Origin of the sequence: Cupriavidus taiwanensis, from assembly GCF_900249755.1 — a bacterium.
GTDB classification, from domain to species: Bacteria; Pseudomonadota; Gammaproteobacteria; order Burkholderiales; family Burkholderiaceae; genus Cupriavidus; species Cupriavidus taiwanensis_D.
Genome location: NZ_LT976854.1, coordinates 2,145,673 through 2,165,025, shown reverse-complemented (window position 1 = coordinate 2,165,025; position 19,353 = coordinate 2,145,673). Strand labels below are relative to the sequence as shown.

Sequence of the window (19,353 nt, the reverse complement as noted above, 5' to 3'; positions counted from 1 at the left end):
CGAAAGCAGCCGATGCGCGGCGGCGTCTGGCGGTAGCATGCCGTCATGAACCTGGATCCCGATACCTGCTACAAGGCCGTGGCCTCGCACGACCGCCGCTTCGACGGGCGCTTCTTCGTGGGCGTGTCGTCGACCGGCGTGTACTGCCGGCCGGTGTGCGCGGTACGCACCCCCAAGCGCGAGAACTGCACGTTCTACGAGAGCGCCGCCGCGGCGGAAAAACATGGCTTCCGCCCGTGCCTGCGCTGCCGCCCGGAACTGGCGCCGGGGCATGGGCTGGCCGATCTTTCCGGCCGGCTGGCGCAGGCCGCCGCCACGCTGATCGACGAAGGCTTCATGGCCGACGGCAGCGTGGCCGCGCTGGCGGCGCGCATCGGCGTGACCGAGCGCCACCTGCGGCGGCTGTTCGACGCGCAGTTCGGCGTGTCGGTGCTGGAGTACGCGCAGACCCAGCGGCTGCTGCTGGCCAAGCGGCTGCTGGCCGATACCGCGCTGCCGGTGACGGAAGTGGCACTGGCGGCGGGCTTCGGCAGCGTGCGCCGCTTCAACGATGTGCTCAAGACCCGCTACGGCCTGACGCCGCTGGCGCTGCGCCGGCGCGCCGCCGACGGCGTGGCCGACCGGCTGGTGTTCGAGCTCGGCTACCGCCCGCCCTTCGCCTGGGACGCATGGCTGCGCTTCCTGGCCACGCGCGCGGTCGACGGCATCGAGGCCATCCGCGACGGCGCCTACCTGCGCACGTTGCGGGTCGAGGCCGGCGGCAATACCCACCTCGGCTGGGTGCGCGTCGAACACGTGCCGCGCCGGCTGGTGCTGCGCGTGACGCTGTCGGCGTCGCTGGCGCGCGTGATTCCGCAAGCGCTGGGCAAGGTGCGGCGGCTGTGCGACCTGGGCTGCCGTCCCGACGTGGTGGACCGGCACCTGGGCGAACTGGCCGAGGCGATGCCTGGCGTGCGCCTGCCCGGCTGTGTCGACGGCTTCGAGATCGCGGTGCGCGCGGTGGTGGGGCAGGTGATTTCGGTGGTGCAGGCGCGGCGCATCCTGGCCGCGCTGGCGCAGCGCGCCGGGCAGGCGCTGGAGGGCGCGCCGCCGGCGGGCCTGCGCTACACCTTTCCGAGCGCCGCCGCGCTGGCCGCGTTGCCGGAGACTGCGCTGCGCGAGGCCGGGGTGTCGCCGGGCAAGGCGCGCACGCTGCAGGCCCTGGCGCGGCGCGTGGCCGACGGCACGCTGGTGCTCGATACGCAGGCAGAGCCGGAGCAGGCGGTGGCGGCGCTGCGCGAGATCGATGGGATCGGCGACTGGACCGCGCAGTATGTCGCCATGCGCGCGCTGGGCTGGCCCGATGCCTTCCCCGGCACCGACTATGCGCTGCGCAAGGTGCTGGGCGTCAGCACCGTGCGCGCGATGCACGAACGCACGGCGCAATGGGCGCCGTGGCGCGCCTACGCCGCGATCCACCTGTGGCATCGTTACGAAGCGATGAAGGACACGCCGCCGGCCGCGGCGCAACCGGAGACCCTCCCATGACCAGCTATCGCCATATCGACAGCCCGCTCGGCACCGTGCTGCTGCGCGCGCGCGACGGGCACCTGACCGGCCTCTTCTTCGCGGGGCAGAAGTACCATCCCGCCGGCATTGCCGACAGCCGCGACGTGCCCGCGGCCGATGCCGCGGTGCTGGAGCGCGCCGCCGCCGAGCTGGCCGAATATTTTGCCGGCCGCCGCGACACCTTTACCGTGCCGGTGCGCTTTGCCGGCAGTCCGTTCCAGCAACGCGTGTGGCAGGCGCTGCTGGACATCCCGTGCGGCGCCACCGCGTCGTACGGGGAACTGGCGCGCACGCTGGGGCTGCCGCCCACGCATGCGCGCGCGGTCGGGGGCGCAGTCGGCCGCAACCCGCTGTCGGTGATCGTGCCCTGCCATCGGGTGCTCGGCAGCGCGGGCGCACTCACCGGCTATGCCGGCGGCATCGAGCGCAAGCGTGCCCTGCTGCGGCGCGAGGGCATCGCCGCCGCGACGGGCTGAGGCCCGCCGCATTGCCATGGCGCGGCTGTTCATCGCGGTCGAAGTCCCACCCGCACAGGCGGCGGGGCTGCTGTCCACGCTTCCCGCCGCGCACGGCGTGCGCGCCGCGACGCCCGCGCAGGTCCACCTGACCCTGCACTTCCTCGGTGAAAGCCTGGGCGATGCCGCCCACGCTGCCGACAAGCTCGGCGCCGCGCTGGCGGCGCTGCGCACCCCCGCGTTCACGCTGCAGGCGTATGGCACCGGCCGCTTCCGCAGCGGCCCGGGGTCGGTGCTGTGGGCGGGCCTGGCGCCCGGACCGGGCCTGGACGCGCTGCGCGCCCTGCACGCCGAGGTGGGGCAGGCGCTGGCGGACGCCGCCGGCGTGCTGCCGGAGCGGCGCCGCTTCCATCCGCACGTGACGCTGGCCCGTTGCAAGCCGACCGTGCCGGAGGGCGCGCTGCGCGCCTGGCTCGATGCGCACCGCACGCTGGCCAGCGCGCCGTGGCGCGTCGCGCGGCTGGTGCTGTTCGAAAGCCAGCTGGGTCCGCAGGGCCCGCAACACCTGCTGCGTGTGGCCTGGCCGCTGGCGGCGCCGGGTCCTATGCCAGGTTGCTGAAGCCCAGCGCCACGCCCAGTCCGCACAAGGCCGAGCCGATGGCGCGGTCCAGCAGCCGCTGGCGCCGCAGCATGGCCGCGCGCAGCGCCGGCGCGGTGAAGACCCAGGCCACCACGCTGAACCACGCCAGGTGTGCGGCCGACATGAACCCGCCATAGGCCCACTGCACCGGCACCGCGGTGCGGGCATCTACCACCTGGGTGTAGGTGCTGACGACGAACAGCGTGGTCTTCGGGTTCAACGCATTGGTCAGGAAGCCCATGCGCAGCGCCGCCAACGGCGCCAGCGCGCGGCCTCCGCGCAGGTCCACCGCCAGCGCGTCGCGCCTGCGCAGCGTCTGCACGCCGATCCACACCAGGTAAGCCGCGCCCAGCGCCTTCACCACCGTCAGCACGCCATGCGCGTGGGCCAGCAGCAGCGACACCCCGAACATCGTATAGAGCACATGCACCTGCACCCCGAGCGCGATGCCCAGCGCACTGAGCAAGCCGGCGCGGCGGCCGTACAGATAGCTGTTGCGGGTGACCATGGCGAAGTCCGGGCCGGGGCTGATCACGGCCAGCACGGTCACCATGGCGACCGCCAGGGATTCGGCGAGAGGGGGCATATTGCGTCAGGTTATGTGTTGTTTTCTGGCCCTGATCGCCCTTTCAGCATCACAGCGGCGACCAAAGCGTACCCAATTCTGCGTGCCGGGAAGCGCCTCCACAACCGATATATACTCGCCCGATTCCGTGAGAAAAACTGACCGATGCACTGGCTGGGATGGATCCGATTCTTCGAGGCCGCGGCGCGCCACGAGAGCTTTGCCCGCGCCGCGCAGGAGCTGCACCTGACCCATGGCGCGGTCAGCCGGCAGATCCGGCAGCTTGAGGACACGCTTGGCGTGGCGCTGTTCGAGCGGCGCAATCGCGGCGTCTTCCTGACCGAGGCGGGACGATCGTTGTTCGCGGCAGCGACGCAGTCGATGGAGGGGCTCGCCGCCGCGGCGGCGCGCATCCGCGCGCAACCCCCGGGGCGGGCGCTGGTGCTGTCGTGCGAGCCGACCATCGCCATGCGCTGGCTGATCCCGCGGCTGCCGCGCTTTGCCGCGCGCCATCCCGACATCCCGCTGCACCTGATGGCGGCGGGCGGGCCGATCGACTTCGCGCGCAGCGGCGCGGACCTGGCGCTGCGGCGCAATGACTTTGCCTTCGATGCGCGCTGGCATGCGCGCGAGGTGGCGCAGGAGCGGGTGGGTCCGGTGTGCCGGCCGCAGGCTGCGCAGGGCGCGGCGGCGGCGCCGGTGCGCTTGCACACGCGCACCCGGCCCGATGCCTGGCAACGCTGGCAGGCCGTTTGCCCGGATGCCGCGGCGCGCTTTCGCTTCGACGGCGACGCCTGGTACGAGCATTTCTACCTGAGCCTGCAGGCCGCGGCGGCGGGCCTGGGCTGGGCCATGGCGTCGCAACTGATGGCGGCCGACGAGATCGCCGACGGCCGGCTGGCTGCGCCGTCCGGCTTCGCGGCCGACGGCTCGGCCTACCACCTGCTGTCGCCCGCGCCGTTCGAGCACGATACGCGCCGGCTGGCGCTGCTCGCCTGGCTGCGCGAATGCGCGCAGGCCACGCTCGCCCCGGCGCCGCAGGCCTGAAAGCCACGCAAGCGCTACCCCCCGGAAGTCTGTACTCAAGTTCTGCCACAGATTTGCCGAAGTGAGATCATCGGTCTTGCCGGGCAATGGTGCAGGCGCTTAACATGCGGCGCGCGGCCGGCAGGCCGGTGCCGCCGACGGGCTCCCGGCTGGTCCGCGGTTGCCCCGCGGCGGCCCCATCGCCGCCGCTCCGAGCCCCTCCAGATGTTGCGTGAACCTATGAACCAGCACGACGCCCCCGGGCCAGCCGATCACGGCGCCGAATCCGACACCGAAGCCGGGCCGGCGGACGACCGCTATCGCCTGACCCACAACTCGCAGATCGGCACGGTGCTGCGCGACCTGGCGTGGCAGAAATGCATGCTGAGCGTGCGCACCCGCACCGCGCACCAGTTCGTCACCTCGATCCTGCATGTCGACCCGGTCAACCGCACCTTCGTCTTCGACTGGTGCAATGCCGAGCCCGAACGGATGTCGCTGATGACTTCCGACGAGAACGCGTTCTCCGGGCTGTTGCGCGGCGTGCCGGTCAATTTCATGGTGGGCCGGCCGGCGGCCACGCGCTATGAAGACGGTCCCGCCTTCGTCGCCAGGTTTCCGGAAAAGCTCTATCACTTCCAGCGCCGCCGCCATTTCCGCGCGCGCACGCTGGTGACCAAGGGCTACCGCTGCGAGATGCCGCTGCCGGACAAGACCGTGCTGGGGCTCGATATTGCCGACCTGTCGCTGTCCGGGGTGGGGCTGCGATCCAAAACCGTCACCGCCGACCACCTGCCGGTCGGCACCACGGTAGCCAGGTGCCGGCTGGACTTCCGCGAGCTGGGCAAGATGGAGCTGGACATGCAGGTGGTCGGCCACTGGCTGGTGGGCCACGACGACAGCGCCATCCACCACTTCGGCTGCGCCTTCGTCAATCCGGACGGGCGCATGGAAAATTTCCTGCAGCGGCTGGTGTTCGCACTGGAACTGGCGCACCGCGGCTGACACGCCGCCCCCGGGACTGGCGCGGTGCCGGCCCGGTTTACGCTACATTGCGCGCCAGTTCGCATGACACGGGAGGCGCACGGCAATGGTCCACAGCGATCCGGCTCCGGCCGGCGGCAAGCAGTTTTCGGCTGACTACCTCGTCATCGGCGCCGGCATTGCCGGGGCCTCGGTGGCGTACTGGCTGGCGCGCGCGGGCAGCGTGATCGTGCTCGAGCGCGAGTCTCAGCCTGGCTACCATGCCACCGGCCGTTCGGCCGCGCTCTACCTGGAAAGCTACGGCACGCCGCAGGTGCGCGGCCTGACCATGGCCAGCCGCGCCTTCCTCGATGCCCCGCCCGCCGGGTTTGCCGACCATCCGGTGCTGTCGCCGCGCGGCGCCATGATGCTGGCGCGCCCGGGCGAACAGGACCAGCTCGACGCGCACTGGCAGGTGCTGGCCGGCCTGGGCGCCCGGGCGCAACGGCTCGACCGCGCCGGCGCCTGCGCGCTGGTGCCGGTGCTGCGGCCGGAACTGGTGCTGGGCGCGGTGCTGGAGCCCGATGCCGCCGACATGGACGTGCATGTGCTGCACCAGGGCTACCTGCGCGGCGTGCGCCATCACGGCGGCCTGCTCGCTTGCGGCGCCGAGGCTGCCGCGATCGAACGGCGCGACGGCCTGTGGCACGTACACGCCGGCGCCGACATCTACCGCGCGCCGGTGCTGGTCAACGCGGCGGGCGCATGGTGCGATGTGGTGGCCGGGCGCGCGGGCGTGGCGCCGGTGGGGCTGCAGCCGTGCCGGCGTTCGGCCTTCGTGTTTGCCCCGCCCGAGGGGATCGATGTTTCGCGCTGGCCGATGTTCTACGGCTTCGACGAGACCTGGTACGTCAAGCCCGATGCCGGCATGCTGCTCGGCTCGCCGGCCAATGCCGACCCGGTGCCGCCGCACGACGTGCAGCCCGAGGAACTGGACATCGCCATGGGCATCCACCAGATCGAAGCCGCGACCACGCTGACCATCCGCCGCCCGGCGCGGACCTGGGCCGGACTGCGCTCGTTCGTTGCCGACGGCGACCTGGTGGGCGGGTTCGATCCCGCGGCGGAAGGGTTCTTCTGGGTGGCCGCGCAGGGCGGCTATGGCATCCAGACCTCGGCCGCGATGGGCGAGGCCTGCGCCGCGCTGGCGCAGGGGCGGCCGCTGCCGGCGCATATCGCCGACCACGGCGTGAGCGCCGCCATGCTCAGTCCCGCGCGGCTGCGCGGGCAAGCCGGCCGGTAAGCGGGCCGGTAAGCGGGCCGGTAAGCGGGCCGGTAAGCGGGCCGGTGAGCGGGCCAGCGGCCCAGCCGGCAAGCCGCAGGATCAGGACCCGACCATGCGGCCGATCGCGGCGGCGGCTTCGCGCATCGGCGCCAGCAGCCGCGTGATCATGTCGGCTTCGGAGACGCGCGCGGCGCGCACGCTCACGCTCAGCCCCGCCAGCACGATGCCCGAAGCCGAGCGAACCGGCACCGCCATGGCGCGCAGCCCGGGCTCCAGCTCTTCGTCGACGATCACGTAGTCCACTTCGCGGGCGCGCTCGAAGCACGCTTCCAGTTCCTGCCGCGAGACCTTGGTCTGCAGCGTGCGCGGGCGCAGCTCGGCATGCTCGAAGAAGCCGTCCAGCACCGTGGCGGGCTGGTGCGCCAGCAGCAGCCGGCCGTTGGAGGTGCAGTAGGCCGGCAGCCGGCTGCCCATGCCCAGCGAATAGTTCAGCACGCGCTGCACCTCGGAGCGCACCAGGTACAGGATGTCGGTGCCGTCCAGGATCGCCAGCGTGCAGGTCTCGTGGATGCGCGCGCTCAGGTTGTCCAGGATCGGCTGCGCCAGCGACACCAGCGAGGTCGACGAGAAATACGCATGCCCCAGGTGCAGCACGCGCGGGCGCAGCGCGAATTGCCCGTCTTGCTGGCTGACGTAGCCGAGCTGCTCCAGCGTATACAGGCAGCGCCGCACCGACGCGCGCGACAGCTGGGTGCGTTGCGCCACCTGCGAAATCGTCAGCGGGCGCTTGCGTTCGGAAAAGGCTTCGAGCACGGTCAGCCCGCGCGCCAGCGACAGCATGAAGTTGGGATCGCCGGCAAAGCTGGAAAGCAGGTCGGCCTGGGGCCGGGCAACGCGGACGGTGTCGGCCTGGGCATGGCCAAGACCGATGGGGCGGAGGACATCCATGGGAGGCGGGGGTGGTCTACGGTTGTTCGATAATCGCGCAATGTTAAACCGGTCGGCCGCCGGGGGCCAGCATTCATTGCATGCTGCGCCGCATCAACGGCGCCGTCGCGCCAGTGCCTCCGCCACTTCGAACAGCGCCATGCCGGCCAGCATCGCCGCGACAAAGCCCCAGGCCTTGGCATAGCCCGCACCCAGCGCGACCAGCGCCGGGCCCGGGCAGAATCCGGCCAGGCCCCAGCCCACCCCGAACGCGGCGCTGCCCAGCAGCAGCCGCGGCGTGACCGCGGCCAGCGCCGGCCACTGCATCGGCAGCCCCAGCCACGAGCGCTGGCGCCGGCGCGCCAGCGCGAACGCCGCCACGCCGAACACGATCGCGCCGGCCATGACAAAGGCGAGCGACGGGTCCCAGGCGCCGGCGAGGTCCAGAAAGCCCAGCACCTTGGCCGGGTTGGCCATGCCCGACAGAATCAGGCCGATGCCGAACACCAGTCCGGCCAGCAACGCCAGCAGCGTGCCCATGGTTCAGCCTCCCAGTACGTGGCGCTGCACCAGCACCGTCAGGAAGCCGGCCGCCATGAAGGTCGCGGTAGCCGCGAGCGAACGCACCGATCCGCGCGACAGGCCGCACACGCCGTGGCCGCTGGTGCAGCCGCCGGCGTAGCGCGTGCCCAGGCCCACCAGCAGGCCGGCGACCAGCACCTCGGTCCAGCCCGCGTCGATGTGCGCCGCGGGCATGGCATCGAACGCGGTGGCCAGCCATGGCGACAGCAGCAGGCCGATGACGAACGCGGCGCGCCAGGCGGTGTCGCCGTGCGGCAGCCGCAGCAGCCCGCCGACGATGCCGCTGATGCCGGCAATGCGGCCCAGCCCCAGGATCATCAGCGCCGCCGCGACGCCGATGACAAGCCCGCCGGCCAGCGACAGCCAGGGCGTGAAATGGTGGAAATCGATCTGCATGAAGCGGTGCGCGCGGAACGGTGGCGCGGAGGCGGCTGCAAGTGCAGCCCGAGGCAGGGATTATAGGCGCGCCATTCGCCGGCACGCGCCCATAAAAATGTCGCCGCTGGGGAAGCGGCGACCGGGGAAGGTTGTCATTCAAGAGGGGGTCTTGGTGACAGCAAAAGTATAGACATTTGAATTAAGACATTACATACAACTTTGGTGGGGTACCGCGGGCGCACATTGATGCGCCGCCTCAGAACGGTTTGCCCAGGTACAGGTAGAAGCTGTAGACGCCTGCCGCCGCGCGGCCATAGGCCAGGTAAAGCGGCCCGAGCGGGCTGTCGAGCGCCAGGAACAGCGACCCGGACTTGAGCAGCCCGGTGGGGCTGCCCGGCACCAGCGGATCGCCCACGCGGCCCGCCTCCATCGAGAACCCGGCGTAGACGCCTTGCAGCAGCGTCTGCCGCGCCAGCTTGTTGTAGTACACCAGCCGCGCAAACTGCAGGTTGCCGCCCATCAGCTGGCCGGTGGCGTAGCCGGACTGCTGCAGGAAGCCGCCCCACTGGAACAGGTCATAGGGCGGCAGCGGGTTGCCGCCGGGATTGCCGCCAACCTTGAAGCCGAACGACACGGTGTGGTCGCCGAACGAATGTGCGTAGACGCCGTCGGCCTGCGCCTTGACATAGGCGCGGTCGGCCCCGAGCCCGGGTTGCGAGGCGTAGATCCGCAAGCCGCCGGCATAGCCGAAGCGCGGGAAGTCGACGCTGTCGAGCTGGTCGAAGAAGAGTCGGCCGGTGATGGCGCCGCGCCGGATATTGCCTGGCCCCGGCGACAGCGACGCCGGCCCGGTGCTGAGGGTGGCATGCTCCGAGCCGGTCTGCACCCCGACGCGCAGCTCGCCGTACTTGGTGAACTGGCTGCCGACGTCGAGCGCGACGTCGAAGCGGCGCACGTCGTAGGTGGCGATGCGCGTGCTGCCCTGGAACACATTGACCGGGCGCCGCTCCAGCTCGATGCGCGGCGCGATGAAGAAGTACTGGCGCGTATCCAGCGGCTGGTAGAACTCGCTGGTCAGCGCCGAGGTCTGGCCCACCTGCACGTCGGTGCGCCATTCCGCCCCCAGTGCATTGAGCCAGGTGCGCCGGTAGCTGCCGATCAGGTTGAAGTAGGCATCGCCGCGGAAGTCCGAGCTCAGCCCCAGCCCGAAACGCAGGTAGTCCGGGCCGTACGATTTTTCCACCGCATTGACGGTGAGTACGCGCCGGCCCGGCTCTTCCAGGATCCCGTAGTTCACGTGCTCGAAGTCGCCGGTGCCGAACAGCCGGCGCATGTCCTGGTCCAGCGCGGCCTGGTCGATCGGCTCGCCCGGCCGGGTCTGCATCACCGCGGTCGCATACTCCGGATTGACGCGATGCAGCGGCGCCAGCCGGATCTCGTCGACCGGGCGGGTGTCGGGCGGCTGCACCGCCTGCTGCGCCGCGCGCAATGCGGCATACTGCGCCGGCGGCAGCGCCAGCGGCGCGAGGCGGTCGGCCACCTTGCGCGCGGCGGCCTCCCCGATCGGGATGGTGGTGGGCAGGTGGTCGAAGTCGGTCGCGGAGAAATCCCCCAGCGCGGGCTCGATCAGCACGTCGGTGGGCCGCAGCGAGGCCAGCGACGCGCGCACGTTCTGCTCGGTCAGGATGTTGAGCATCTGGCCGGTCACGCCGATGACCGAGGTCAGTTCCTCGCGCTTCATCAGCGGCGTGCCCAGGTTCACGGCAATGACGATATCGGCGCCCATGGCGCGCGCCACGCCGACCGGCAGGTTGTCGGTCAGGCCGCCGTCGACCAGCAGCCGGCCCTCGTATTCCGCCGGCGCCACCGCGCCGGGCACCGACATGCTGGCGCGCATCACGTTGGCCAGCTCGCCCTGGCTGAACACCACCGGCGTGCCTGCCACCAGGTCTGTCGCCACGGCGCGGTACGGGATCGGCAGCTGGTCGAAGTCGCGGAAGCCCGGGGTCCGGGCCAGCTGGCGCAGCACCGTTTCCAGCTGCACGCCGGAGACCGCGCCCTTGGGCAGCAGCAGGCCGCTCGCCTGCAAGCCGATCTCGGGCGTGATCAGGTTGGTGAAGTCGTCCTGCTTGCGCCGCACGGTCAGGTCCTGGCGCGGCGGCCGCTCTTTGAAGAGCTTGTCCGTGCTAAGGCCGCCGACCAGCCGCTCCATCTCGGCCGGCCCCATGCCGGTGGCGTAGGCGCCGCCGACCAGCGAACCCATGCTGGTGCCGGCGATGCAGTCGACCGGGATGCGCATCGTCTCCAGCACCTTGAGCACGCCGATATGCGCCGCGCCACGCGCGCCGCCACCCGACAGCACCAGGCAGATGCGCGGACGCGCGGCCGCGGCCGGATGCGTATGGGCTGGCGTTGGAGCGGGGGCGGCAAGGCTTGCGGCAGCGTCGGCGTCAGCGTCGCGTCCGGGCCCGGGGCGGTCCGCGGCCATCGCGGTGCCGGCGGCCAGCGCGAGGGCCGCGAGCGTGCCCAGCACGCTGGCGTGGCGCAGGCAATGGTGTGGGGCTGCCTTCATGGCTCGATCGGGGTCGCAATCCGTGCAATCGGTCGCAATCCGCTGCGCGGCCGGTTGCCGTGGCGGGAGGTCCGGCTATCTTCCGGCAAAACGTGGCGTGCAGGCCCTGTGCGCGCCACCCGGCAAAACAATTCAACACGCGCTTCGGAAGTGTGCAGATCGGCTCGTGGCGCCGCCCGCAGGCACACGAAGGCACGCGGGGCACCGGCGCGCGCGCCGGAATATACTGGGGGCTTGGTCTGCCCTGGCGCCGCGCGCGCGTTCCGCAAGTGTCTCAAGTGTCTCCCGTCGTCCCCGCCGCCCCCCTAGCCGGTTCCACGATCACCCCCGACGATCCCCGCCCCGAGCCGCCGGAACGGCCCGCCGACGGCGAGTGCTGCGGCTCCGGCTGCGATCCCTGCATCTTCGATTACTACTACCAGGAGCTGGACCGCTACCGCGAGGCACTGCGGGCGTGGGAAGCGCGCCAGGCCGCGCGCCAGGCCGAGGAACCGTCCACGTGAGCACGCTGGCGATGCAGCCACCGCAGCCTTCCCCGGCAGCCGAAGCGGCGCTGTTCGATTTCGTGCAGCGCCACCCGCGCCTGTTCGTGCTGACCGGCGCCGGCATCAGCACCGATTCCGGCATTCCCGGCTACCGCGACGCGCGCGGCCAGTGGCAGCGCTCGCCGCCGATCACGCTGCAGGCCTTTCTCGGCTCGCATGCCGGACGCCAGCGCTACTGGGCGCGCAGCATGCTCGGCTGGCCGCTGGCGGGGCAGGCGCGGCCCAACGACGCGCACCATGCGCTGGCGCGGCTCGGTGAGCAGGGCCGGATGACGGCGCTGGTCACGCAGAATGTCGACGGCCTGCACCAGCGCGCCGGCAGCCAGGGCGTGATCGAGCTGCACGGCAGCCTGGCCAGCGCCATCTGCCTGGACTGCGGCGCCAGCCATGACCGCGCCGGCCTGCAGGAGTGGCTGGTGTCGCGCAACGCCGCGTTGCGCGACGTGATCGCGCCGCCCGCCGCCGATGGCGACGTGCATTTCGAATCGCCGCTGTTCGCGCAGTTCCAGGTCCCGGATTGCGGCCATTGCGGCGGCATCCTCAAGCCCGACGTGGTGTTCTTCGGCGAATCCGTGCCGCGCCCGCGTGTCGACGCCGCCCGCGCGGCGCTGGCCGCCGCCGACGCGATGCTGGTGGTGGGATCGTCGCTGATGGTCTATTCCGGCTACCGCTTCTGCGTCTGGGCGGGCCAGATGGGCAAGCCGGTGGCCGCGCTCAACCTGGGCACCACGCGTGCCGATGCCATGCTGGCGCTGAAGGTCGAGGCCGGCTGCGCACCGGCGTTGCAGGCCCTGGTGCAGCGGCTGCAGCCGGGCACTGCAGGATTGCGTTGACGCGACCGCCGCACAGGGCATAGCATCGCCACATCGCTGGTTCCACGTTTTCCTGACCTTCCCGCTTCCCACCATGACCGCAGACCGCCAACGCCCCGTCATCGCCGCGCCCCCGGGCCGCGCGCTGCCGTGCCCGCGTCGCCAGCCTGCGTTCACCTCTGTCGCGCCGCCGCCGCCGTTCCCTGGCGGTGCACACCCGCCGCCGCCACGCGGCTGACGGGCACGCGCCCCAGCCCCACTCGTCTCCGGTAGTCCCGCCTTCGTGCGCGCGCGCGCACGGCAGCCGCACGCGCGTGCGCGCTGCCGCCGTGCCGTGGCCGCCTGTCGATGCGCGTTGCCGGAGCCCGCCAAGCTGACGACAGATGACAAGCCATGACCCACCACGAAGACTGCGCGGCGCGCTGCGACGCCGCGCGCAGAACCCACACCGCGCACACCGCGCACACCGCATCCACCGCCCTCTGGGCCACGCCGCTGTTCGTGCTGCTATGGAGCAGCGGCGCCATCGCCGCCCGGCTGGCGCTCGACCATGCCACCCCGTTTGCCCTGCTGACGCTGCGCTTTGCGCTGGTGTGCGCCGTGCTGGGCGCGATCGGCCTGGCGCGCAGGCGCCTGTTGCCGCCGCGCGGCGAGCGGCTGCACACGGCCGGCGCGGGCCTGCTGCTGATCGGCGGCTACTCGGTCTTCTACTTCCTGGCCCTGGACCGCGGCATGACGCCCGGCGTGCTGGCCACGGTGCTCGGCGCGCAGCCGATGCTGACGCTGCTGCTGACCGAGCGCCGCGTCAGTGCCGCGCGCCTCGGCGGCCTGGCGCTGGCGTTCGCGGGGCTGGCCATGGTCGTCGCCGACAGCCTGCTGCTGGCCCGGCTGTCGCCGGCGGGCGTGCTGTGCGCGCTGGCCTCGCTGGCCAGCATGACAGTCGGCGCGATCCTGCAGAAGCGCAGCGTGCGCGCCCCCGCCGAAGTGCTGCCGCTGCAGTACGGCGCCAGCCTGGCGGCCTGCCTGCTGTGCCTGCCGTTCCAGCCCTTCGCCTTCGAAGCGTCGCTGGCGTTTGCCGCGCCGCTGCTGTGGCTGTCGCTCGGGATCTCGATCGGCGCGACGCTGCTGTTCTACCGCCTGATCCACGCCGGCAACCTGGTCAACGTGACCAGCCTGTTCTACCTGGTGCCGGCGGGCACGGCGGCGCTCGATTACCTGCTGCTGGGCAATCGCATGGCGCCGCTGGCGCTGGCGGGGATGGGGGCGGTGCTGGCGGGGCTGGGGTTGGTGTTTCGGGGCACCAAGGGTTGATGCCGGGACGGGGCAGGGGCAAGGGCGCTGCCGCAGGCCGCGCCTACCGCTGCTTCACCTCCACCCTGACCTCATCCTTGCCCACCGTGATCGCGCCCGGCTCCACGTCCTTGCCGCCGACGCGCAGTTCCTCCGGCTTGAAGGTATAGATCGGGTAATCCTTCAGCAACTGCTGCGCGACCACGGCGCCGATGGCGTTGAGCTGTTCGCGGTATTGCGCCATGCCGGCGACTTCGACCTGCTGCACGGTCGGGTTGTCGAGCAGCACCGCGCGCCTGGCCGGGTCGTAGCGCACGCCGCTGTTGAGCGCCAGCTTGCCGTCGACCGGTGGCGAAGGCAGCAGGCCGTTGGTCAGGCGTGCGTCGACATGGGTGGTGATGCGGTTGCTGGCTTCATCCAGCACCAGCCGCGGGTGGCTGAGCTGCACGCTGACGACTTCGGCGTAGCGCAGCGTGGCGGGGAAGCGCTTGTCCAGTTCGGTCTGCAGTTCCTGGCGGCTCAGGGAATATTCGCCGGTCCAGACGTTGTAGCCGGCAACGGCCGGGGCGGCGATGCAGGCGGCGGCAAGCAGCAGGGAGGGTGTCAGGCGCATGTGGCGGATCGGGCGCGCCATGGGGACGGCGCGGCAAATGGGATCAGCCTGTCAGACTACCCCGGCAGGGGCGGCGTTCCGTCACATCGGCAATGGGTAGGCCGGGGGCCGGGCCGTCCGGCTCAGTAGTGCGGCGGGATTTCCTGCAGGGGGTCGGCTTCGGCCGCGGTGGTGGCGGCGCTGCGCACCTGCTGGTACAGCGCGCGGAACTGTTCCTGCAGCAGGTCGATTTGCTGCTGCTGGCGGGCCACGGTGCTGTTCAGGGTATCGAGCAGGTCTTCCTGGAAGGCGAGCTTGATTTCGAGTTCGTTGATGCGATCGTCCATGGCTAGGTTTCTCCGGCGGGCGGCGCGCATTGTAAACCCATTGCCGGGCCCATCGCCCGGGACTGCGCGCCGCCGGCAGGATAACCCGCGTGCGGGGATTACTTCGGCGCCGTCAGCAGCATCCACATGATGCCGAAACGGTCGGCCACCATGCCGAACTGGTCGGCAAAGAAGGTCTTGTCCAGCGGCATCAGCACCTGGCCGCCTTCCTTCAGGCCGTTGAAGGCCTTCTCGACCCCGGCCTTGTCGGGGAACGTGATCGCCAGCCCGAAGCCCTGGAACGCGGGCTGGTTCGAGCACTGCCCGTCGGAAGCCAAAATGATGCTGTCGCCGACCTGGAATTCCAGGTGCATGACCTTGTCCCGGGCGCCGGCACCGGGCTGGCAGCCTTCGCCGCCCTTGCCGGCGTCGGGGTTGTCGGCGAAGGTCATCCGGGCGTTGACCCTGGCGCCAAGGGTCTGCTTGTAGAACTCGACCGCTTCATCGCAACGGCCTTCGAAAAACAGATAGGGCTGGACTTGCATGACAACTCCTGTGAAGGGGGGCTGCCCTGGGGCAGCCGGATATCGGCACGGCGCGCCGTCTTCAGGCCGCGAGACTGGGCCCGCGAACCGGCACGTCCGGCAATGGCACACACGTTTGTGTACGCCGTCCACAATACCTTAGCAAAGAAAATGGACGACGTCCACATTGAATCCGCGACGGCGCTGCGCGCGCGGCCGCCGGCAAGTCCGGCGCGGTGCACTAGAATGGGCCGCGACGCCGCCGGCCATCGCCACCGTTTCGACTGCCGCGGCCCCAATGGAGTTGCCTTGCGTTACGAACTGACCGACCTGCGCCTGTTCCAGGCCATTGCCGATGCGCAAAGCCTGTCCGGCGGCGCATCGGCCACGCACATCACCGCGTCGGCGGCGAGCTACCGGCTGAAGAACCTCGAGCACGCCATGGGCACGCCGCTGTTCGTGCGCAGCGCGCGCGGCATGGAGCTGACGCCGGCCGGCGAAACCCTGCTGGTCCACGTGCGCGAGCTGTTGCTTGGCGTCGAGCGCATGCATGGCGAAGTGGGGCGCTTCTCGGCCGGGCTGAAGGGCAATATCCGGCTGCTGGCCAACAGCAGCTCGCTCAACGGCTTCATCATCCCCAGCGTGAGCCGCTTCCTGCTGGCCAATCCGGACGTGAACATCGACCTGGAGGAGCGCGCCAGCCAGTCGATCCTGGCGGCGGTGGCGGCGCACGAGGCCGATGTCGGCATCCTGGCCGGAGACTTCCAAAGTGGTGGCGATGCGGCCGGCGTGCGCTCGGTGCGCTATGCGCGCGACGAGCTGATGCTGGTGATGGCGGCGGACCACCCGCTGGCGCGCGAGCCCGAGGTGCGCTTCGGCGCGGCGCTGGCGTTCGACTTTGTCTGCATGAGCCGCACCAGCAGCAACTTCCTGTTCCTGCGCGAGATGGCGCAGCGCGCGGGCAAAGGCCCCAACGTGCGCCTGCATGCGCACAGCTTCGATGCGGTGCTGTCGCTGGCCGAGGCCGGCGTGGGCGTGGCGCTGGTGCCGCGCAGCGTGGCGGCGCAGGCTTTGCGCGAGGCGCGCGTGGCGGGAGTGCGGCTGGCCGAGCCGTGGGCCTTGCGCGAGCTGAACCTGATCGTGCGCGCCGACGGCAAGCTGCCCGCGTTTGCCGAGGCGTTCGCGCAGTTCCTGCTCAACGATCCGCGCGTGGTGGCCACGCGCGAAGGCGGCGCCGTGGCTGCCACGGCGCCGTAGCTGCAGTCCGCTGCCTCAGCGCTTGCGGTTCAGGAAGGTGGCCATGTGCTGCTGCGGCTCGCCGGTGTCGAAGGCGCTGCCGAACTCGGTCACGCTGTTGTCGATCGAGACGTCGAGCGGCGCGTCTTCCCACTCGCGCAGCAGGCGCTTCTGCTGGCGCACCGCGACCGGGCCAAAGCCCGCCAGCAGCGCGGCGACGCGCTCGACTTCCTGGTCCAGCCCGTCCAGCGGCACTACGCGGCTGACCAGGCCCCACTGCAGCGCCTCGGCGGCGTCAGAGATCTCGCCCGTCAGCAGCATCCACGCGGTGCGCGCGTTGCCGATCAGGCGCGGCATCAGCGCGGCATGGATCACCGACGGGATGCCGACCTTCACCTCGGGCATGCCCAGCTGCGCGTTGTCGGCGGCGATGCGGATATCGCACGCCAGCGCCAGCTCCAGCCCGCCGCCCAGGCACCAGCCCGGCATGCGCGCGATCACCGGCACCGGCAGGTGGCGCACGGCATCGCACAGCCGGCGCAGCCCGCTGATGAAGGCCTCGGCGCTGGCGCGGTCGAGCGCGGCCATTTCCTTGATGTCGGCCCCGCCGATAAAGCCCTTGTCGCCGGTGCCGCGCAGCACCAGCACGCGCACCGCGTCATTGGCGGCGAGCGCCTCGATCGCGCGCGTGAGCGAGGCGATTACCGGCGTGCTCAGGATATTGAGCGAGCCCGCCTCGCGGATGGTGACGGTGGCAATGCCGCGCGCGTCGATCTCGACGCCGGCGTGCGGTTCCTGCTGAAGTGTGCTCATGTCGGTCCTTGTGGGTTACTGGAGCTTGCTTACTGGAGCTTGGTGAAGCGGATGTCCTCGACCACCTGCTTCCAGTGCGCGTTCTGCCCACGGATCAGGTCGCCGAAGGCCTTGCGCGAGGTCGGTGCCGGGATCGCGCCCTGCTTCTCGATGGCGGCGATCACCTCCGGCTCGGCCAGCACCTTGCGCACGGCGTCGTTGAGCTGGTCGAGGATGGCGGCGGGGGTGCCGGCCGGCGCGCCCAGGCCGAACCACGACGGGTTGTTCATCGCCGGCAGGCCGGCCTCGGCATAGGTGGGCACGTTGGGCAGCACCTTCAGGCGCTGCTTCGCGGCCACCGCCAGCGGCTTCAGGCGGCCGCCCTCGATCAGCCCCGACGACGACGGGATATTGTCGAACACCACCTGGATCTGGCCGGCCACCGCATCGTTGAGCGCCGGGCCCAGGCCCTTGTACGGCACGTGCAGCATGCGCGTGCCGGTGGCGTTCATGAACAGCTCCCCGTTCATATGGCTGAGGCCGCCGTTGCCGGACGAGCCGAACGAATACTTGCCGGGGTTGGCCTTGAGCAGCTTGATGAACGACGCCAGGTCCGTGGCCGGGAAGGACGGATTGACCACCAGCACGTTGGGCACGTCGGCCAGGTTGCTGATCGGCGCGAAGTCCTTGACCGGGTCGTAGGCGGTCTTCAGGTAGACGTTGGGGTTGACCGCGTGCGAGCTTTCCACCTCCATCACCAGCGTGTAGCCGTCGGCCGGCTGCTTGGCGGCGTAAGCGCTGCCGACCGCGCCGCCGGCGCCGGGGCGGTTCTCGATCACCACCGGCTGGCCCAGCACCGGGCCCAGGCGGGTGCCGACGATGCGGGCGATGATGTCGGTGGTGCCGCCGGCCGCGTAGGGCACGATCAGCTTGATCGGCCGCTCGGGGTAGGCGGCGTGCGCGGTGCCGGCGATGCCGAGCAGCGCCATGGCGATAAGGGCTGGTTTCATGGTGGGTGTCTCCGTGTCAGGGTTATCGGTATGGGGTGACGGGTCCGGGGCAGGTCAGCGCGGCGGGCTGTGTTCGCCCAGCAGCGGCGGCGCTGCCGGCGGGCCCTCGTGCCCGGCCAGCATCGGGTTGCGCACCATCGGCACGCGCCCCATCACCGGGTGCTGAGCCACCTGCATCAGCCGGCGGTGCTGCACCTGCGGATGGGCGAAGACTTCGTCCATGGTGTGGATCGGGCCCCAGGGCACGCCGGCGGCATCGAAGGCCTCGGTCCAGGCGGCACGGGTGCGCGTGGGGAAGAGCGCGGTCAGCCGGGCGCGCAGTGCGTCCAGGTGTTCGATGCGCGCGGAATTGGTGGCGTAGCGCGGGTCCTGCGCCAGCGCCGGGATGCCGGCCACGGCGCAGAAGCGCGCGAACTGGCTGTCGTTGCCGATCGCCAGGATCAGGTGGCCGTCGGCGCAGCGGAATACTTCATAGGGGGCGCAGTTGGGGTGGGCGTTGCCGCTGCGCTGCGGGTTCTGGCCCGACACCAGGTAGTTGGCGGCCTGGTTGGCGTTCATCGCCACCGCGACGTCGAGCAGCGCGATATCCAGATGCGCGCCCGCGCCGGTGGCCTGGCGCTGGTACAGCGCGGCCAGCACCGCCGAGGTGGCATACATGCCGGTGGACAGGTCGACCACGGCCACGCCGGTGCGCAGCGGGCCGGCGCCGGGCGTGCCGTCGGGCTGGCCGGTGTAGCTCATCAGCCCGCCCATGCCCTGGAACACGTAGTCGTAGCCGGGTTTGTCCGCCATCGGCCCGCTCTGGCCGAAGCCGGTGATCGACAGGTAGACCAGGCGCGGGTTGATTGCCTTGAGCGTGTCGTAGTCCAGCCCGTAGCGGCGCAGCGTGCCGACCTTGTAGTTCTCGACCAGCACGTCGGCCTGGCGCGCCAGCTCGCGCACCTGCGCGGCGCCCTCGGCCGTGCCGTAGTCGATCGTGACCGAGCGCTTGCCGCGGTTGCAGCAGATGAAGTAGCCGGACAGGCGCGGATCGCCTTCGGTACCGGCCGGGGCATCGAGATACGGCGGCCCCCAGCCGCGGGTATCGTCGCCGCGTTCGGGGTGTTCGACCTTGGTCACCTCGGCGCCCAGGTCGGCCAGGTTCTGGGTACACCAGGGACCGGCCAGGATGCGCGACAAATCCAGGACCCGGATTCCCTCCAGGGCGCGATGCAGCATGACGACTCCGCTTTCCGACAACAGTGCGGCGCAGTATAGGGAGGGGTATCGGCGCGAATCCAGTCGA

The 19,353-nt window shown here is 71.0% G+C and carries 21 protein-coding genes; 10 read left to right on the top strand and 11 right to left on the bottom strand.

The window, feature by feature from the left end; genetic code table 11:
• Nucleotides 1-45 precede the first annotated feature (45 nt).
• Genes CBM2594_RS25315 through thpR form a run of 3 tightly spaced genes read left to right on the top strand, consistent with a single transcriptional unit; the run spans nucleotide 46 to nucleotide 2,622 of the window.
• Entirely contained in the window at nucleotides 46-1,527 is a 1,482-nt protein-coding gene (locus tag CBM2594_RS25315) for an AlkA N-terminal domain-containing protein (protein WP_116359505.1), read from the top strand.
• Complete coding sequence (locus CBM2594_RS25310; RefSeq protein WP_116359504.1) at nucleotides 1,524-2,024, top strand: methylated-DNA--[protein]-cysteine S-methyltransferase; 501 nt, start codon at nucleotides 1,524-1,526, stop codon at nucleotides 2,022-2,024. Before CBM2594_RS25315 ends, CBM2594_RS25310 begins: the two co-directional genes overlap by 4 nt.
• A gap of 16 nt (nucleotides 2,025-2,040) precedes the next feature.
• Complete coding sequence (gene thpR / locus CBM2594_RS25305; protein ID WP_116359503.1) at nucleotides 2,041-2,622, top strand: RNA 2',3'-cyclic phosphodiesterase; 582 nt, start codon at nucleotides 2,041-2,043, stop codon at nucleotides 2,620-2,622.
• Here the strand turns inward: thpR and CBM2594_RS25300 are convergent.
• The gene (locus tag CBM2594_RS25300) at nucleotides 2,606-3,229 is read right to left on the bottom strand and encodes a LysE family transporter (protein ID WP_116359502.1); all 624 of its coding nucleotides are present in this window, start codon (nucleotides 3,227-3,229) and stop codon (nucleotides 2,606-2,608) included. The genes thpR and CBM2594_RS25300 overlap by 17 nt on opposite strands.
• 144 nt (nucleotides 3,230-3,373) lie before the next feature.
• On the opposite strand from CBM2594_RS25300, the gene CBM2594_RS25295 reads away from it, so the two are divergent.
• From CBM2594_RS25295 to CBM2594_RS25285, 3 genes are all read left to right on the top strand, one after another.
• Entirely contained in the window at nucleotides 3,374-4,255 is an 882-nt protein-coding gene (locus CBM2594_RS25295) for a LysR family transcriptional regulator (protein ID WP_116359501.1), read from the top strand.
• 204 nt (nucleotides 4,256-4,459) lie between these two features.
• A complete protein-coding gene (locus tag CBM2594_RS25290; protein ID WP_116359500.1) occupies nucleotides 4,460-5,239 on the top strand; it encodes a flagellar brake protein in 780 nt (259 codons plus the stop codon).
• Nucleotides 5,240-5,324: 85 nt separating this feature from the next.
• Nucleotides 5,325-6,500: an NAD(P)/FAD-dependent oxidoreductase gene (locus tag CBM2594_RS25285; RefSeq protein ID WP_116359499.1), complete on the top strand. Its 1,176-nt coding sequence runs from the start codon at nucleotides 5,325-5,327 to the stop codon at nucleotides 6,498-6,500.
• Between the two features lie 81 nt (nucleotides 6,501-6,581).
• Here CBM2594_RS25285 and CBM2594_RS25280 read toward each other — a convergent pair whose 3' ends face one another.
• The 4 genes from CBM2594_RS25280 to CBM2594_RS25265 form a co-directional block, all read right to left on the bottom strand.
• Nucleotides 6,582-7,430, bottom strand: coding sequence for an IclR family transcriptional regulator domain-containing protein (locus CBM2594_RS25280; RefSeq protein WP_116359498.1), 849 nt, complete (start codon nucleotides 7,428-7,430; stop codon nucleotides 6,582-6,584).
• A 93-nt stretch (nucleotides 7,431-7,523) separates the two neighbouring features.
• A complete protein-coding gene (locus CBM2594_RS25275; protein ID WP_116359497.1) occupies nucleotides 7,524-7,949 on the bottom strand; it encodes a DUF6691 family protein in 426 nt (141 codons plus the stop codon).
• Nucleotides 7,950-7,952: 3 nt separating this feature from the next.
• Nucleotides 7,953-8,387 (bottom strand): YeeE/YedE family protein, encoded by a 435-nt coding sequence (locus CBM2594_RS25270; protein WP_116359496.1) that lies wholly within the window; start codon nucleotides 8,385-8,387, stop codon nucleotides 7,953-7,955.
• 238 nt (nucleotides 8,388-8,625) lie between these two features.
• Nucleotides 8,626-10,941 (bottom strand): patatin-like phospholipase family protein, encoded by a 2,316-nt coding sequence (locus CBM2594_RS25265; protein ID WP_116359495.1) that lies wholly within the window; start codon nucleotides 10,939-10,941, stop codon nucleotides 8,626-8,628.
• 278 nt (nucleotides 10,942-11,219) lie between these two features.
• Here CBM2594_RS25265 and CBM2594_RS25260 point away from each other — a divergent pair, with 278 nt between their 5' ends.
• The 3 genes from CBM2594_RS25260 (at nucleotide 11,220) to CBM2594_RS25250 (ending at nucleotide 13,609) form a co-directional block, all read left to right on the top strand.
• The gene (locus CBM2594_RS25260) at nucleotides 11,220-11,444 is read left to right on the top strand and encodes an oxidoreductase-like domain-containing protein (RefSeq protein ID WP_232346750.1); all 225 of its coding nucleotides are present in this window, start codon (nucleotides 11,220-11,222) and stop codon (nucleotides 11,442-11,444) included.
• Between the two features lie 11 nt (nucleotides 11,445-11,455).
• Nucleotides 11,456-12,319, top strand: a complete 864-nt coding sequence (locus CBM2594_RS25255) for an NAD-dependent protein deacetylase (protein WP_116359782.1) — start codon at nucleotides 11,456-11,458, stop codon at nucleotides 12,317-12,319.
• 372 nt (nucleotides 12,320-12,691) lie between these two features.
• Nucleotides 12,692-13,609, top strand: a complete 918-nt coding sequence (locus CBM2594_RS25250) for a DMT family transporter (RefSeq protein ID WP_116359494.1) — start codon at nucleotides 12,692-12,694, stop codon at nucleotides 13,607-13,609.
• A 43-nt stretch (nucleotides 13,610-13,652) separates the two neighbouring features.
• Here the strand turns inward: CBM2594_RS25250 and CBM2594_RS25245 are convergent, their stop codons facing one another.
• The 3 genes from CBM2594_RS25245 to CBM2594_RS25235 all read right to left on the bottom strand — a co-directional run bounded on the left by CBM2594_RS25245 (nucleotide 13,653) and on the right by CBM2594_RS25235 (nucleotide 15,051).
• A complete protein-coding gene (locus CBM2594_RS25245) occupies nucleotides 13,653-14,201 on the bottom strand; it encodes a DUF1439 domain-containing protein (RefSeq protein WP_116359781.1) in 549 nt (182 codons plus the stop codon).
• A 122-nt stretch (nucleotides 14,202-14,323) separates the two neighbouring features.
• The gene (locus CBM2594_RS25240; protein ID WP_018005787.1) at nucleotides 14,324-14,527 is read right to left on the bottom strand and encodes a SlyX family protein; all 204 of its coding nucleotides are present in this window, start codon (nucleotides 14,525-14,527) and stop codon (nucleotides 14,324-14,326) included.
• A 98-nt stretch (nucleotides 14,528-14,625) separates the two neighbouring features.
• Entirely contained in the window at nucleotides 14,626-15,051 is a 426-nt protein-coding gene (locus CBM2594_RS25235) for a VOC family protein (RefSeq protein ID WP_116359493.1), read from the bottom strand.
• Nucleotides 15,052-15,339: 288 nt separating this feature from the next.
• Between CBM2594_RS25235 and CBM2594_RS25230 the strand changes: the two genes are divergently transcribed.
• On the top strand, nucleotides 15,340-16,287 hold the full coding sequence (locus CBM2594_RS25230; protein WP_116359780.1) for a LysR family transcriptional regulator: 948 nt from the start codon (nucleotides 15,340-15,342) through the stop codon (nucleotides 16,285-16,287).
• Between the two features lie 15 nt (nucleotides 16,288-16,302).
• On the opposite strand, the gene CBM2594_RS25225 is transcribed toward CBM2594_RS25230, so the two are convergent.
• Genes CBM2594_RS25225 through CBM2594_RS25215 form a run of 3 tightly spaced genes read right to left on the bottom strand, consistent with a single transcriptional unit; the run spans nucleotide 16,303 to nucleotide 19,286 of the window.
• Nucleotides 16,303-17,079 (bottom strand): enoyl-CoA hydratase, encoded by a 777-nt coding sequence (locus CBM2594_RS25225; protein ID WP_116359492.1) that lies wholly within the window; start codon nucleotides 17,077-17,079, stop codon nucleotides 16,303-16,305.
• A gap of 29 nt (nucleotides 17,080-17,108) precedes the next feature.
• Complete coding sequence (locus CBM2594_RS25220; protein WP_116359491.1) at nucleotides 17,109-18,068, bottom strand: Bug family tripartite tricarboxylate transporter substrate binding protein; 960 nt, start codon at nucleotides 18,066-18,068, stop codon at nucleotides 17,109-17,111.
• Nucleotides 18,069-18,122: 54 nt separating this feature from the next.
• Nucleotides 18,123-19,286, bottom strand: coding sequence for a CaiB/BaiF CoA transferase family protein (locus CBM2594_RS25215; RefSeq protein WP_116359490.1), 1,164 nt, complete (start codon nucleotides 19,284-19,286; stop codon nucleotides 18,123-18,125).
• Nucleotides 19,287-19,353: the final 67 nt, after the last annotated feature.